We start from the raw sequence: 13,179 nt of genomic DNA, 5'->3' as shown, positions 1-13,179 counted from the left end.
CTTGAACGAAGGTACGCCCGCCCGGCGTTCAAGGCAAGGCCCCTGACTAGCATCGTCGGGTGGACAACGTGCGGCCCTCGCTGGACCTGGTCCGCTCGGTCACCGACGAGCAGGTGCTGCGCGCCCTGATGCACCGCCGCCGGCTGACCCGGGCCGAGCTCGCCCTGACCGTCGGCATCTCGAAGCCGACCGCGGGTGAGAGCGTGCGCCGCCTCACCGAGCGTGGCCTCGTGGCCGACACCGGCGAGCGCACCCCGGGTGGCCGCGGCCGGGGGAGGGTCGGCTCCTACTACGCCCTGGCCCCCACACTCGGCACGGCGCTCGCGGTCGTCATCGCGCCCGAGGGCATCGTGGCCGAGGCCGTCGACGTGTACGGCGACACCGTGGCCCGGGCCGGCCGCCCGGCGGTCCCGGGCCGCGTCGCCGCCGCGTTCGCGGAGGTCGCGGCCGAGATCGACGCGGCCGCCGCCCCGGTCCGGGTGGCCGTCGTCAGCGCCGCCGACCCGGTCGACCGGACCACCGGCCGCCTGGTCCACCTGCCCGACTCCCCGTTCCTGGTCGGCGAGCTCGACCCGGCCGCGGTCCTGCACGGCGCCGGCCAGGTCGTCGTCGACAACGACGTCAACTGGGCCGCCCGCGCCGAAGGCCGGGACCTGCGCGACTTCGCCTACCTGTACCTCGGGGAGGGCCTCGGCTGCGCCATCGTCAACGACGGCGAGGTCCGCCGCGGCCACTCCGGTCTCACCGGCGAGATCGCCCACCTGCTCACCGAGGGCCCCGGCGGGCGTGCGGTCAACTTCATCGAGCTCTTCGGCGAGCTCGGCCTGCGCCGGCCGGGCTCCACCGCGATCGACGGGCCCCGCCTGCGCGCCACGCCGGCCGCCCACCCGGCCGTCGCCACGGCTGTCGGCGGCGTCATCGCGGCGGTGGTCGCCCTGGCCGACCCGCAGGAGGTGGTCATCGGCGGATCCTGGGGCCCGGCCCTCATCGACGACATCCGCGCGGTGACCGGCCGCGCGCCCCGCCCGGTCGCCGTCCGCGCCGCCACCGTGACCGCCGACCCGGCCCTCACCGGCGTCCGCGGCGAGGCCCTCGACCGCCTGCGCGCCCTCGTCATCGGCTGAGCCGCGCTACGACTCCCCGTCGAGCTCGCGAAGGACGCGCTGGGCAATGCGAAAAGCCGAGTTCGCCGCCGGTACTCCACAGTAGATCGCGGTCTGCAGCAGAACCTCGGCGATCTCGTCGTCGCTCAGCCCGTTCGCCCGCGCCGCCCGCACGTGCATCGCCAGCTCCTCGTGGTGGCCCAGCGCGACGAGCGCGGTGAGCGTCACCAGCGACCGGCTGCGGCGGTCGAGCCCGGGCCGGCCCCAGATGTCGTGCCAGGCGTGGCCGGTCACCAGATCCTGGAAGTCGCGGGTGAACGGCGTGGTGCCCGCCGCGGCCCGGTCGACGTGGGCGTTGCCGAGCACGGCCCGGCGCACCGCGCCCCCGGCCGCGCGCCGCGGGTCGAACAGCTCGTCCAGCAGCACCGCCACCGCCGCGGGGCGCTCGGCCGGCGCGACGTGGCCGACCGCATCGAGCACCACCAGCCGCCCCTGCCGCACCCCGCCGGCGATCTCGGCGAGGCCGGCGGCCGGTGTCACGAGGTCCTCCCCGCCCGCCACCGCCAGCACCGGCGCGGCGATCGCGGCCAGCCGCGGCCGCACGTCGAAGGTCTCCAGGGCCGCACACACCCGCGCGTAACTCTCGGCGTCGGCCGCCCGCAGTGCGTCGATGAGCGCGGTGACGACCCCCGGCTCCCGGTCGCGGAAGCCGGGCGTGAACCACCGCTGCAGCGACCCGTCCACCACCGCCGCCGTGCCGCCGCCCCGCACCAGCTCGGCCCGCTCCCGCCACCCGGCCGCCGCCCCGATCCGCGCCCCGGTGCACAGCAGCGCGGCCGCGCTCACCCGCTGCGGGGCGTCGAGCAGCAGCTGCAGCCCGACCGCGCCGCCGACCGAGACGCCGGCGTAGCCGAACACCGCACCCGGGCGGACCGTGTCGACGAGGTCGAGCACGCCGCGGGCCAGGTCAGCCATGTCCAGCGGCCCGCCCGCGGGCGCACTGCGGCCGTGCCCGGGCAGATCCCAGGCGATGACCTGGTACTCCCCGCGCAGCTGCCCGGCACAGCGAGCCCACAGCGCCGCCGCCGAGGTGCCGAGCGAGGGCCCGAGCACCAGCAGCGGCCGCTGCGGTCCCGAAACGCCCAGCTCGGTCCCCGTCAGGGTCGGCGTCGTCATGGCCCCACCGGCCGGGCCCGGTCGAGGGCCGCGTCGATGATCTGGTCGGCGGCGCCGGCGTAGGGGGTGCCCGCCCGCGCGCCCGGGCTGACCGAGCGCTGCTCGGCGTCGATGCCGGGCCGGGCCGCGGCGAGCGTGGCCGCCATCCGGTCCACGTCGACGCGCAGTTGCCGCAGGAGCTCGGACGTCTGCGCGGCGGCGGTGACGGTCAGGCGGGAGAGCGCCCGGATCGTCGCCCACTCGACGTGCCACGCCCCGTCGGCGCGCTCGTCGAGCGTCGCCGCGGCGGCGGCGTGCAGGGTCGCGGCCAGGGGCGGCCCCGCCAGCGCCGCCCGCCGGACCAGCACCGCCAGCACCGGATTGCGCTTGTTCGGCATCGCCGACGACCCGCCGCGGCCCTCGCCCGGCTCCTCGACCAGCTCGCCGATCTCCGGCCGCGACCCGGTGAGCACGTCGTTGGCGAGCCGCCCCCAGGCGTCGGTGCAGGTGACAAGGGCGTCGCCGATGCTGGTGACCGGGATGCGGCTGGTGTGCCACGGATCGCGGGCCGGCAGGTCGAGCGCCGCCGCGGTGGCCGCCACCAGCCGCCGGGCCGCGTCGGGCGTCCCGGCCAGGGCGGCGACCGCGGCCAGGCTGCCGGCCGCGCCGCCCAGCTGGACCGGGAGGGCGGCGCTCGCGGCGGTGAGGCGCTCGCGGGCGTCGAGGATCTGGTTGAGCCAGGTCGCGAACCGCAGGCCGGCGGTGATCGGCACGGCGTGCTGCGTCAGCGTCCGCCCCGCCATCGGCGTCGAGCGGTGCCGCCGGGCGAGCGCGCTCAGCGACCCGACCTGGTCGGCGATGTGCTCGAGGATCGCCCCGACGGCCGGGCGCAGGCACAGCACCAGCGCGGTGTCCAGGGTGTCCTGACTGGTCAGCCCCTTGTGCAGCCAGGACGCTGCGGCGGCGTTGCGAGCGGCCAGCCGCGGCCGGACGAGGCCGAGCAGCGCAATGACCGGATTGCCGCCCGCCTCGGCCCCGGCGGCGATCGCCGCGATGTCGGCGTCGTCGACGAGCCCGTGCAGCTCGTCGGCGGCGGGCGGCGGCGCGATCCCGGCGTCCGCGAGCGCCCCGAGCCACGCCGCCTCGACGCGGATCATCGCCGCCAGCACCGCCGCGTCGGCGAAGATGTCGCCCGCGCGCTCGTCGCCGGGCCAGAGCAGGTCCGTCACCAGGGCAACCATAGGCGCTCGACAGCCCTTCCCGCGACAGTTGCCTTCCATCGACCGGAACCTGGAGCGGGCGGGACCGGTCGCCGACAATGATCGGATGACGGTGACGGTACGCGCGGTGACGGCACAGGACGGGCCCGGGCGGGCGGCGCTGTGGCTGGAGGGCGGGCGGTACTTCGCCGCCATCGATCCGGCGGCCGCCCGCGAACCGGACGCCGAGGGCCTGGTCGAGTGGCTCGACGACATCTGGGCGCGCAGCACCGCTGACCCGGCGATGCTGATGCTCGTCGCCGAGCGGGACGGGGCACTCGTCGGTTCGGTGGTGGCGCGGCGGCTGGAGCCGGTGCCGTCGGCGCGCTTCCAGGTGCAGCGGGACCTGGGCGTGCGCCGGGTCCACGTCGACGCGCTGCTCGTCGCCGCGTCCGCGCGGCGCAGCGGCGTGGGGACCGCGCTGCTGGCGGCGGTCGAGCAGTGGGCGGCCGAGCACGGTGCGCACGTCGTCACGCTGGAGACCGGGCTGGGCAACCCGACGTCGGTGCCGTTCTACGAGGAGCGGATGGGCTACCACCGGCACGAGGTCGTCTTCCGCAAAGCGCTGCGGTAAGGCCGGCGCTGCGGCGTCACGCCGGCCTCCCGGCACTGCGGCCGGTCCGGAGGTGCGCGACCGCTCATCGGCGCCACCCATGCGCCCATAGCGATACGACGGCTCGTTATTGAAAATGAAAACGCGTACCGTCTGGCGCATGCGCTCGATCATGACGATCCCCCTCATCGCCGTCGTCGCGGCGTCGCTCACCGCGTGCGGCGGCGCCGCGACCGGCGACGGCGCCGCCGCCCGGCCCGGCCCGGCCGGTACCCTCGCCGTCGTCGCCACCACCACCCAGGTGGCCGACTTCGCCCGCACCATCGGCGGCGACAAGGTCACCGTCACCCAGATCCTCAAGCCGAACATCGACCCGCACGACTACGAGCCGACGCCGGCCGACATCAGGGCGATCGGCGCGGCAAAGGTCGTCGTGAAGAGCGGGCTCGGGCTGGAGAAGTGGCTCGACGACACCATCGCCTCGGCCGGGTTCACGGGCACCACCGTGGACTCCAGCGCCGGCGTGGCGGTCCGGCAGGGCAACGGCGAGGAGGAAGAGGCGGCCGGCGACCCGCACATCTGGCACAACCCGCGCAACGTCGCAATCATGGTGCGGGACATCGAGCAGGCGTTCGCCGCCGCCGACCCGGCCGACGCGGCCGTCTACGCCCGCAACCTCGCGGACTACACGGCCGCGCTCGACAAGCTCGACGCCGACATCCAGGCGAAGATCGACAAGCTGCCGGCCGGCCACCGCAAGCTGGTGACGAACCACGACGCGTTCGGGTACTACATCGACCGGTACAACCTGGAGTTCGTCGGCTCCATCATCCCGAGCTTCGACACGTCGGCCGAGCTCTCCGCGCAGGACATCGACCAGATCGTGGCGAAGATCAAGCAGACCGGCACCAGGGCCGTGTTCTCCGAGAGCTCGCTGCCGCCGAAGACCGCCGAGGCCATCGCCGAGCAGGCCGGCGTGAAGGTCGTCGCGGGCGAGGACGCCCTCTACGGCGACACGCTCGGGCCGGCGGGCTCCGACGGGGACACGTACCTCAAGATGGAGGAGCACAACACCGACGTCATCGTGCGGGCCCTCGGTGTCTGAGCCGGCCGTGCTGGCGATCGACGGCGCCTCGATCGCCTACGACGCGCAGCCGGTGCTCACCGGCGTCACCGGCCGCGTCGGGGCGGGCGAGATCGTCGCGCTCATCGGCCCCAACGGCGCCGGCAAGTCGACGCTCATCAAGGCGGTGCTCGGCCTGGTCCCGGTGACCACCGGCACCATCACCGTCCTCGGCCGGTCGCCGGCCGCGGCCCGCCGCAACGTCGGCTACGTGCCGCAGGCCGACACGCTCGACGCGCAGTTCCCGGTCTCGGTGGCCCAGGTCGTCCTCATGGGCCGGTACCGCCGGATCGGCTGGCTGCGCCGCCCGGCCCGCGCGGACCGCGCCATCGCCGCCGACGCGCTGCGCCAGGTCGGCCTCGCGGACCGCGCCCGGGCCACGTTCGGCACCCTGTCCGGCGGCCAGCGCCAGCGCGTCCTGCTGGCCCGGGCCATCGCCGCCCAGCCCCGCCTGCTGCTGCTCGACGAGCCGTTCAGCGGCGTCGACGTGGTCAGCCAGGAGGCGCTGGTGCGGGTGCTGGCGCAGCTGCGCCGGCACGGCACCGCGGTGCTCATCTCCACCCACGACCTGGCCCTGGCCCGGCACGTCAGCGACCACGCCTGCCTGCTCAACCGGCGGATGTACGGCTTCGGCCCCACCGCCGCCACCCTGACCCCGGACCGGCTGCGCGCGACCTACGGCAGCCGGACCCTCGACCGGCACGGCGACCACATCGTCGCCGCCCACCACTGAGGCCACCGTGTACGACCTGTTCATCGCCCCGTTCACCCTGCCCTTCATGGCCCGCGCGCTGCTCGAACTGCTCCTGCTCGCCGTCCTCGCCGGCGTGGTGAGCGCCCACGTCCTGACCCGCCGGCTGGGCTTCGTCGCCGACACGATGACCCACACCGTCTTCCCGGGCGTCGTGCTGGGCTTCGTCACCGCCGGCGTCGACGGCGTCTTCCCGGGCGCCCTCCTCGCCGCCGCGGTCACCGCGCTCCTGCTCACCCTCTTCACCCGGTCCCGCCGCGTCACCGACGACACCGCGCTCGCCGTGCTGCTGGCCGCGATGTTCGCCGTCGGCGTCGTGCTGGTCTCCCGGCGCGCGTCCTACACCGCCGACCTGACCTCGCTACTGTTCGGCCGGCTCCTGACCGTGAACCGCGCCGAGATCATCCAGACCGCACTCGTCGCCGCGATCGTCCTCGTGGCACTCGCCCTGCTCCACAAGGAGCTCGTGCTGCGCGCCTTCGACCCGGCCGCCGCGTCGGCGATGGGGTACCGGATCTGGCGCCTGGACCTCGTCCTGAACCTCGCCGTGGCACTGGTCGTGGTCGCCGCCGCCCGCTCGGTCGGCACGATGCTCGTCATCGCCCTGCTGGTCGTCCCGGCGGCAACCGGCCGCGTGCTGTCCGCCCGCCTGCCGGCGATCACCGCGATCGGTGTGGCGGTGGCCGCGGCCGGCGGCGCACTGGGCCTCACCATCAGCTACCACGCCTCGGTCACCTACGGCCTGCGCCTGGCCGGCGGCGCCACCGTGGTCCTCACCCTCGTATCCGTCCACCTGCTGACCCTTACCGCTGCCGCCCTCGCGCGGGCGGCCCGTTCTCGACCCCGCCGGAGGGCACCGAGTGCAGTGGCTTGACGTGGCGTTTCACCGCGCAATGCTTGAAGCCTTGCTCGTGGGTACCGTCTGCGGCCTGATCGGCGTCCACGTGGTCCTGCGGCGCCAGGCGTTCTTCACCATGGCGATGACCCACGCAACGTTCCCGGGCGTCGTCGTGGCCGCCGTGACAGGCCTGAACCTGTACCTGGGCGGAGCGGCGGCCGGCGTCCTGGCCGCGCTGGCCGTCACCGCCCTGTCCCGCCGCCGGGGCCAGGACCCGAGCACGGCAACCGCCGTGGCCCTGGCGGCCGGCTTCGCCCTGGGCGCCGCGCTCCTGTCCGCGCAGAACGGCTTCACCAGGGACCTCACCGCCTACCTGACGGGCTCGATCCTGACCGTGCGCACCGAGGACCTCCTGGTGGCCGCGGCCGTCACCGTCACCGTCGCGCTGCTGCTGATGCTGCTGCACAAGGAGCTGCTCTTCACGGCCTTCGACCCCGCCGGCTCCCGCGCCGCCGGCTACCGGACGGGCGCGATGGACCTGCTGGTCCTGGTACTGATCGAGGCGGTGGTAGCCACAGCGGTCCCCGCGGTGGGCACGATCCTGACGCTGGCCCTGGTGGTGGCTCCAGCCGGCGCCGCCCGCCTGTGGACCGACCGCCTGGCCCCGCTGACCGCCCTGGCCGTAGCGATCGCCGTGACAAGCGCAGTGGGCGGCCTGTACATCTCCCGCTGGTACGACGTGGCCGCCGGCGGCGCCATCAGCCTCGTAGCCGCAACCTTCTTCGTCCTCTCCCTGACCGCCACCACAACCCGCCGCCCCCGCCACGCATGCACTACCGGCGGCGGTCGTCAGCGGCACATCCAGGTGTCGCCGGGTGCGCCGGCGGGAAGTCGATCGTGAGCTCCAGCCCTCCTTCCGGCCGCGAGCGAGCCGACAGCGGGGCGTGGTGGGCCTCGGCGACGGCGGCGACGATGGCAAGGCCCAGGCCGTGGCCCTCGGTCTGGTCGGTGCGGTCGGTGCCCAGGCGTTGAAAGGGCTCGAACAGCCGGCCGATCTCCGCCGGCGGGATTACGCCGCCGCTGTTGGCGACCGTCAGGCGCCCGGGCGCGGTGGTGGCGACGTCGATGATCCCGCGCGGGTGATTGTGGCGCACGGCGTTGTCGATCAGGTTCGTCACCAGGATCACAGCCAGGCGGGGATCGCCGGTCACGACGGCCGGGCCGAGCGCAGTGCGGACCTCGACCTCGCGGCGCTCGGCCTCGGCCCGATGCTCCAGGACGGCCGTGCGGACGAGCTCGGCGAGGTCGAAGCGCTCCCAGCGCTCGATCGGCTGGTAGCCGCCGGCCAGGGTCAGCAGGGCGTTGATCAGCCGCTCCTGCTGCTGGCCGAGGTCGAGCACGTCCCGGCAGGCCGCCCGGAGTGCCCCGGTGCCGGCGTCGGGGTCGGCGAGGGTGAGCTGGAGCAGGGTGCGTTGCACGGTCAGCGGTGTGCGCAGCTCGTGCGAGGCGTTGGCGATGAACTGCCGCTGCGCCGAGAACGATCCGCGCAGCCGGTGGATGAGGCCTTCGAGGGTGTCGGCGAGCTCACCGAACTCGCGGTACGCGGCCGGCACCCGCAACCGCCCGTTGAGGTTGTCCGCCGACATCGACCGGGCCGCCGCCGTGATGACCTGCAGCGGCCGCAGCGCCCGGCCGGCGATGGCCCACCCGAGCACGATCGCGACCGCGGCGATGAGGACGAGTGCGATGACGGAGTATCGGAGTACCTCTGCGAGGTTCCCCGTCGCCCGGCCTCCTGCGGCCGGGCCGGCCGGCTGTCCGCCGGTCAGATCCCCGCCGCCGGGAACGCGGGCTGTCTGCCCCGCCGAGATCAGCGGGAGGTCGACGAACGCCAGCAGCAGCACCCCGCAGCCGAAGGCGAGCCCGGCGTGCAGGAAGGCGAGCCGCGTGCGCAGCCGCGGGCGCGGTGGCGGCGCCGGCCGGTTCACGGTTCACCGATCCGGTAGCCGCCCTCGCGGACGGTGTGGATGGCCGGGGGCTGGCCGAGCTTGAGGCGCAGCCGGCCGATGGTGGTCTTCACCGTGCTGGTGAACGGGTCGGCCGCCTCGTCCCAGACCCGCTCCAGGAGCTCCTCGGCGGAGACGATCCGGCCGTCGGCGGCGAGGAGGTGCTGGAGGACGGCGAACTCCTTCGGGCTCAGGTCGAGCCGGCGCCCGGCGCGCAGCGCGACCCGGCGGGCCGGGTCCAGGGTCAGGTCGCCGTTGTCCAGGATCGGCGGGACGGCCGGTGCGCAACGGCGGGCCAGGGCTCGGATGCGGGCCACCAGCTCGGCGAAGTCGAACGGCTTGGGCAGGTAGTCGTCGGCGCCGAGGCCCAGGCCCTCGACCCGGTCGCGGACGGCAGCGGCCGCGGTGAGCATGAGGACGCGGGTGTCCGAACCGTCCGCGACCATCCGGCGGCACACCTCGTCGCCGTGGATGCCGGGCAGGTCCCGGTCCAGGACCACCACGTCGTAGCGGGTGGCGGCGAGCTGCTCCAGCGCGGCCCGGCCGTCGAACGCGGTGTCCACGGCCATCGCCTCGCGGCGCAGACCGGACGCGATGAGCGCGCTCAGCGTCCGATGGTCCTCAACCACCAGCACTCGCATGGTCTCGGCTCCTCTCCGGTCCGGCCGCCGCCCGACGGCCACGGGTCCACCATGCCAGGCGCAAGGTGACAACCAGGTGACAGTTGTTGACACCTGGCTGTCACCGGCCTCGGCGTACAACCGATGCCATGAGCGACGCCACGATCGAAGTCGCCGGACTGCGGAAGCGGTACGGCTCCACCGCAGCACTCGACGGGATGAGTTTCACGGCCGAGCCGGGGCGGGTCACCGGATTCGTCGGGCCGAACGGGGCCGGCAAGTCCACCACCATGCGGATCATCCTGGGCCTGCACACCGCCGACTCGGGCCGGGCGCTCGTCGGAGGCCGGCCGTACCGGTCGCTGCGCAGCCCGCTGCGTTACCTGGGGGCGCTCCTGGACGCCTCCGCGCTGCACCCGGCCCGGACCGGCCGCAACCATCTGCTGTGGCTCGCGCGTTCACAGGGGTTGGGCCGGGGCCGCGTCGACGAGGTCGTCGAGCTGGTCGGCCTCGCCTCGGCGAGCCGGCGCCCGGCCGGCGGCTACTCGCTCGGCATGCAGCAGCGCCTCGGGCTCGCGGCCGCACTCCTGGCCGACCCGCCGGCGATCATGCTCGACGAGCCGTTCAACGGCATGGACCCGGAGGGCATCGTGTGGCTGCGCCGGTTCCTGCGGACGCTGGCCGGTCAGGGCCGGGCCGTGCTGGTGTCGAGCCACCTGATGGGTGAGCTGCAGGGCATGGCCGACCACGTGGTGGTGGTCGGCCGGGGCCGGGTCATCGCCGACAGCAGCGTCGCCGACCTCATCGCGGCCGCCTCCGGGGACCGGGTGCGGGTGCGGACCAGCGCCGCGGGGGCTGTGGTCGCGGCGCTCACCGCCGCGGGCGCCGACGTCACCGAAACGGCGGCCGGGGTGCTGTCCGTCCGGGGGCTCGGCGCCGAGCGGGTGGTCGCCGTGCTCACCGCGCGCGGGCTCCCGTTCTCCGAGCTGGCACCGCATCGGGCGACGCTGGAGGAGGCGTACTTCGACCTGACCAGCGACGCCGTCGAGTATCGCGCCGCCGCCACCGGAGCGTCGTCGTGACGCCGCCGGGTGGACGGGACCGATCTGGCCGCGCCGGCGGTTCCGGACACCCCGACAGTCCGAGCGGAGCCGGCCGGTCGCGCGAGACGGGCGCTGAGACCGGGCGCGGCTGGTCGCGCCGCGCGGACGCGGTCGGTCAGATGGGCGGTGAAACCGGGTTCGGCCGGTCGCGTCGCGAGAGCGGGCCCGGGCTGGAGGCGGTGGACGGGACGAGCACCTGGTCGGCGATAGTGCGGTTGGTGCGGGCGGAGTGGACGAAGTTTCGGTCGGTGCGGGGATGGGCGTGGGGCAGTGTGGTGGCGGCGCTGCTGATCCTGGTGTTTCCGGCCACGGGGCTGGGTGGGGGGCCGCCGGAGCATCTGCGGCCGGTGCCGGTCGGGCCGGACGGCGAGCCGGTGAGTGCCGGGTACTACTTCGTGCATCGCGCGCTCGCCGGGGACGGGCAGATCACCGTTGCCGTGTCGGGACTTACCTCCCAGCGCGGCGCAGACGGCGGGTCGGTGGCGCCGTGGGCCAAGGCCGGGCTGCTGATCAGCGCGGGGGAGCAGCCGGGGGCGCGGTATGCGGCGGTGATGGTGACGGGCGGGCACGGGGTGCGGATGCAGTACGACTATCTGCACGACTACGCCGGGCCGGCCGTAAGGGTGCCGGCCTCGGCTGTGCGGTGGCTGCGGCTGACGCGGGCCGGGGACCTGGTGACCGGCGAGTCCTCAGTAGACGGTGCGCAGTGGAGCGGGGTTGCGACGGTACAGCTGCAGGGTTTGGAACGGACTGCCGAAGTCGGGCTGTTCGTGGCCTGCCCGGCCCGGATGGAGAGGCTCGGGTCGGCGGTCGATGCGGCGACCGCGTCGTTCGGAGCTCCGCGGCTCGTGGGGGACTGGGCGGCGGGGGAGTGGAGCGGGGAGCAGCGGGGGACGGACAGCGCCTCATTTGCCGGGCTTCCGCGGGAGGTGTCCGCTGGGTTCGCGGCGGCCGGAGACGGGTTCACGGTGACGGGCGGCGGGGACCTCGCACCCGCGACGCGCAACGATCTGGCGGTCGCGGCCACGCCCGGAGACCTGCTGTTCGGGACGTTTCCGGCGCTGATCGTGATCGTGGTCATCGCCACGTTGATGATGACGACGGAGTTCCGGTATCGGGTCATTCGCAGCACGTTCGGTGTCAGCCCGCGACGGGGGCGGGTGCTGGTGGTCAAGGCGTTCGTCATCGGTGGCGTGACATTCGTGACGAGCCTGGTCGCTGCCGTGGTCGCGGTGCCGGTGTGGCTGCGGCTCGTCCGCGGGCTGGGGATCTACGTGTTCCCCGCCGCGCCGGGGGCGCTGCTGCGGGCCGAGGTCGGCACCGCTGCCGTGCTGGCGGTGACCGCCGTGTTCGCGCTGGCGGTCGGGGGTGTCCTGCGGCGAAGCGCGACAGCGGTCACCGTGGTCGTCGTCGCGACAGTGCTGCCGCATCTGCTGGCGCGGGTGCCGTTCCTGCCGGCGGGGATGGCGCGGTGGCTGACCGAGGTGACGCCCGCGGCCGGGCTGGCGGTGCAGCAGACCCTGGTTCGGTATCCGCAGGTGGACAGCGTCTACACGCCGGCCAACGGGTACTTTCCGCTGTCACCGGCGGCCGGGTTCGGGGTGCTGTGCGCGTATGCCGGGGTGGCGCTGGCGCTGGCCGTCGTCCTGCTACGCCGGAGGGACGCATGAGTGCCGTTGCCGGTGGGGGCGAGGGTGCCGTGGCGGAGGGGCCAGGGGTGCCGCAGACCAGGCGCGCGACCGTTGCCGTGGTGCGTGCGGTGCGGGCGGAGTGGGTGAAGTTGTGGACCACGCCCGGGCCGGGGTGGCTGCTTGCCGTGACCTTGGTGGTGACCGTCGGGCTGGGGGCGGCCGTCGTCGGCGTCACGCGGTGCGGCGAGCTCGGCTGCGGCGTAGACGTCGGGCGGCTGGTGTTCAGCGGGGTGTACCTGGGGCAGGCGCCCGTGGCGGTGCTGGCGGTGCTGGTGGTCAGCGGGGAGTTCAGCACGGCGTTGATCCGTACGACGCTGGCTGCGATGCCCGGACGGGGGGTCGTGCTGGCGGCCAAAGGGATCGTGCTCGCCGGCACGGTGGGGGTCGTGGGGACCGTGGCGGTCGCCGGCTCGCTGGTGACCGCTGCGACGGTGCTGCCCCGGCATGGGTTCACGGCCGCGCAGGGGGTCACGGCTGCGCCCGGGTTCGGGGACGGGCTGCTCGGCGGCGGTGGCCTGGCGCGGGCGGCGGGCGGGACGGTGGCCTACCTGGTGCTGGTCTCGCTGCTCAGCCTCGGGGTTGCCGCCGTCGTCCGGGACTCCGGCAGTGCGATCGGCGGCGTACTCGGGCTGCTCTTCGTGCCGCCGCTGGTGGCGCAGATGGTGACGAATGAGCGGGTGCACCGGGTGCTCGAGCAGGCTGCACCGATGAGCGCGGGGCTTGCCGTGCAGGCCACGACGGGCCTGCGGCAACTGCCGATAGGACCCTGGGCCGGGCTCGGCGTGCTCGCGGCCTGGGCCGGCGCGGCGCTGCTCGCGGGAGCGGTGCTGCTCTGGCGGCGGGACACGTGAAGGCGCGCGGGTTCGCGGCTGTCGTTGCGCCGCCGCGGTGGGTCTCGGTCGTTCAAAGCTCGGCCCGCGCGCTCGGCCCGCACGGTGGGCCTCGTTGCGGTAGGCGGCTGGCGTCCACGTGGATGA

The 13,179-nt window shown here is 74.8% G+C and carries 13 protein-coding genes; 9 read left to right on the top strand and 4 right to left on the bottom strand.

What is annotated here, in order from left to right:
- Positions 1 to 59 precede the first annotated feature (59 nt).
- Positions 60 to 1,124 carry an ROK family transcriptional regulator gene (locus Dvina_RS30675; protein ID WP_223092798.1) on the top strand — a complete coding sequence of 355 codons (1,065 nt, stop codon included), beginning with the start codon at positions 60 to 62 and terminating at the stop codon, positions 1,122 to 1,124.
- 6 nt (positions 1,125 to 1,130) lie between these two features.
- On the opposite strand, the gene pcaDC is transcribed toward Dvina_RS30675, so the two are convergent.
- Together pcaDC and Dvina_RS30665 are read right to left on the bottom strand one after the other, a co-directional pair.
- Positions 1,131 to 2,279: a bifunctional 3-oxoadipate enol-lactonase/4-carboxymuconolactone decarboxylase PcaDC gene (gene pcaDC, locus Dvina_RS30670; RefSeq protein ID WP_223092797.1), complete on the bottom strand. Its 1,149-nt coding sequence runs from the start codon at positions 2,277 to 2,279 to the stop codon at positions 1,131 to 1,133.
- Positions 2,276 to 3,487, bottom strand: a complete 1,212-nt coding sequence (locus Dvina_RS30665; protein WP_246655424.1) for a lyase family protein — start codon at positions 3,485 to 3,487, stop codon at positions 2,276 to 2,278. Before Dvina_RS30665 ends, pcaDC begins: the two co-directional genes overlap by 4 nt.
- A gap of 97 nt (positions 3,488 to 3,584) precedes the next feature.
- Here Dvina_RS30665 and Dvina_RS30660 point away from each other — a divergent pair, with 97 nt between their 5' ends.
- The 5 genes from Dvina_RS30660 (at position 3,585) to Dvina_RS30640 (ending at position 7,683) form a co-directional block, all read left to right on the top strand.
- Positions 3,585 to 4,091, top strand: a complete 507-nt coding sequence (locus tag Dvina_RS30660; RefSeq protein WP_223092795.1) for a GNAT family N-acetyltransferase — start codon at positions 3,585 to 3,587, stop codon at positions 4,089 to 4,091.
- 139 nt (positions 4,092 to 4,230) lie between these two features.
- The gene (locus Dvina_RS30655) at positions 4,231 to 5,175 is read left to right on the top strand and encodes a metal ABC transporter substrate-binding protein (protein WP_246655423.1); all 945 of its coding nucleotides are present in this window, start codon (positions 4,231 to 4,233) and stop codon (positions 5,173 to 5,175) included.
- Positions 5,168 to 5,926: a metal ABC transporter ATP-binding protein gene (locus tag Dvina_RS30650; protein WP_246655422.1), complete on the top strand. Its 759-nt coding sequence runs from the start codon at positions 5,168 to 5,170 to the stop codon at positions 5,924 to 5,926. The genes Dvina_RS30655 and Dvina_RS30650 overlap by 8 nt, the downstream gene beginning before the upstream one ends.
- Before the next feature lie 7 nt (positions 5,927 to 5,933).
- Entirely contained in the window at positions 5,934 to 6,818 is an 885-nt protein-coding gene (locus Dvina_RS30645) for a metal ABC transporter permease (protein ID WP_246655421.1), read from the top strand.
- A gap of 19 nt (positions 6,819 to 6,837) precedes the next feature.
- Entirely contained in the window at positions 6,838 to 7,683 is an 846-nt protein-coding gene (locus Dvina_RS30640) for a metal ABC transporter permease (RefSeq protein ID WP_246655420.1), read from the top strand.
- On the opposite strand, the gene Dvina_RS30635 is transcribed toward Dvina_RS30640, so the two are convergent.
- Together Dvina_RS30635 and Dvina_RS30630 are read right to left on the bottom strand one after the other, a co-directional pair.
- Positions 7,616 to 8,770 (bottom strand): sensor histidine kinase, encoded by a 1,155-nt coding sequence (locus Dvina_RS30635; protein WP_223092793.1) that lies wholly within the window; start codon positions 8,768 to 8,770, stop codon positions 7,616 to 7,618. The genes Dvina_RS30640 and Dvina_RS30635 overlap by 68 nt on opposite strands.
- On the bottom strand, positions 8,767 to 9,429 hold the full coding sequence (locus Dvina_RS30630) for a response regulator transcription factor (RefSeq protein WP_223092792.1): 663 nt from the start codon (positions 9,427 to 9,429) through the stop codon (positions 8,767 to 8,769). Before Dvina_RS30630 ends, Dvina_RS30635 begins: the two co-directional genes overlap by 4 nt.
- Before the next feature lie 128 nt (positions 9,430 to 9,557).
- Here Dvina_RS30630 and Dvina_RS30625 point away from each other — a divergent pair, with 128 nt between their 5' ends.
- From Dvina_RS30625 to Dvina_RS30615, 3 genes are all read left to right on the top strand, one after another.
- Complete coding sequence (locus Dvina_RS30625; RefSeq protein WP_223092791.1) at positions 9,558 to 10,490, top strand: ATP-binding cassette domain-containing protein; 933 nt, start codon at positions 9,558 to 9,560, stop codon at positions 10,488 to 10,490.
- Positions 10,491 to 10,630: 140 nt separating this feature from the next.
- Entirely contained in the window at positions 10,631 to 12,181 is a 1,551-nt protein-coding gene (locus tag Dvina_RS30620; RefSeq protein ID WP_223092790.1) for a DUF1349 domain-containing protein, read from the top strand.
- Between the two features lie 146 nt (positions 12,182 to 12,327).
- The gene (locus tag Dvina_RS30615; RefSeq protein WP_246655419.1) at positions 12,328 to 13,053 is read left to right on the top strand and encodes an ABC transporter permease; all 726 of its coding nucleotides are present in this window, start codon (positions 12,328 to 12,330) and stop codon (positions 13,051 to 13,053) included.
- The last annotated feature ends 126 nt before the right edge of the window (positions 13,054 to 13,179 follow it).

The sequence above is a fragment of the Dactylosporangium vinaceum genome, assembly GCF_019904175.1.
Lineage (GTDB): Bacteria > Actinomycetota > Actinomycetes > Mycobacteriales > Micromonosporaceae > Dactylosporangium > Dactylosporangium vinaceum.
The sequence above is the reverse complement of the archived record's forward strand: the minus strand, read 5'-3'. Positions and strand labels throughout refer to the sequence as shown.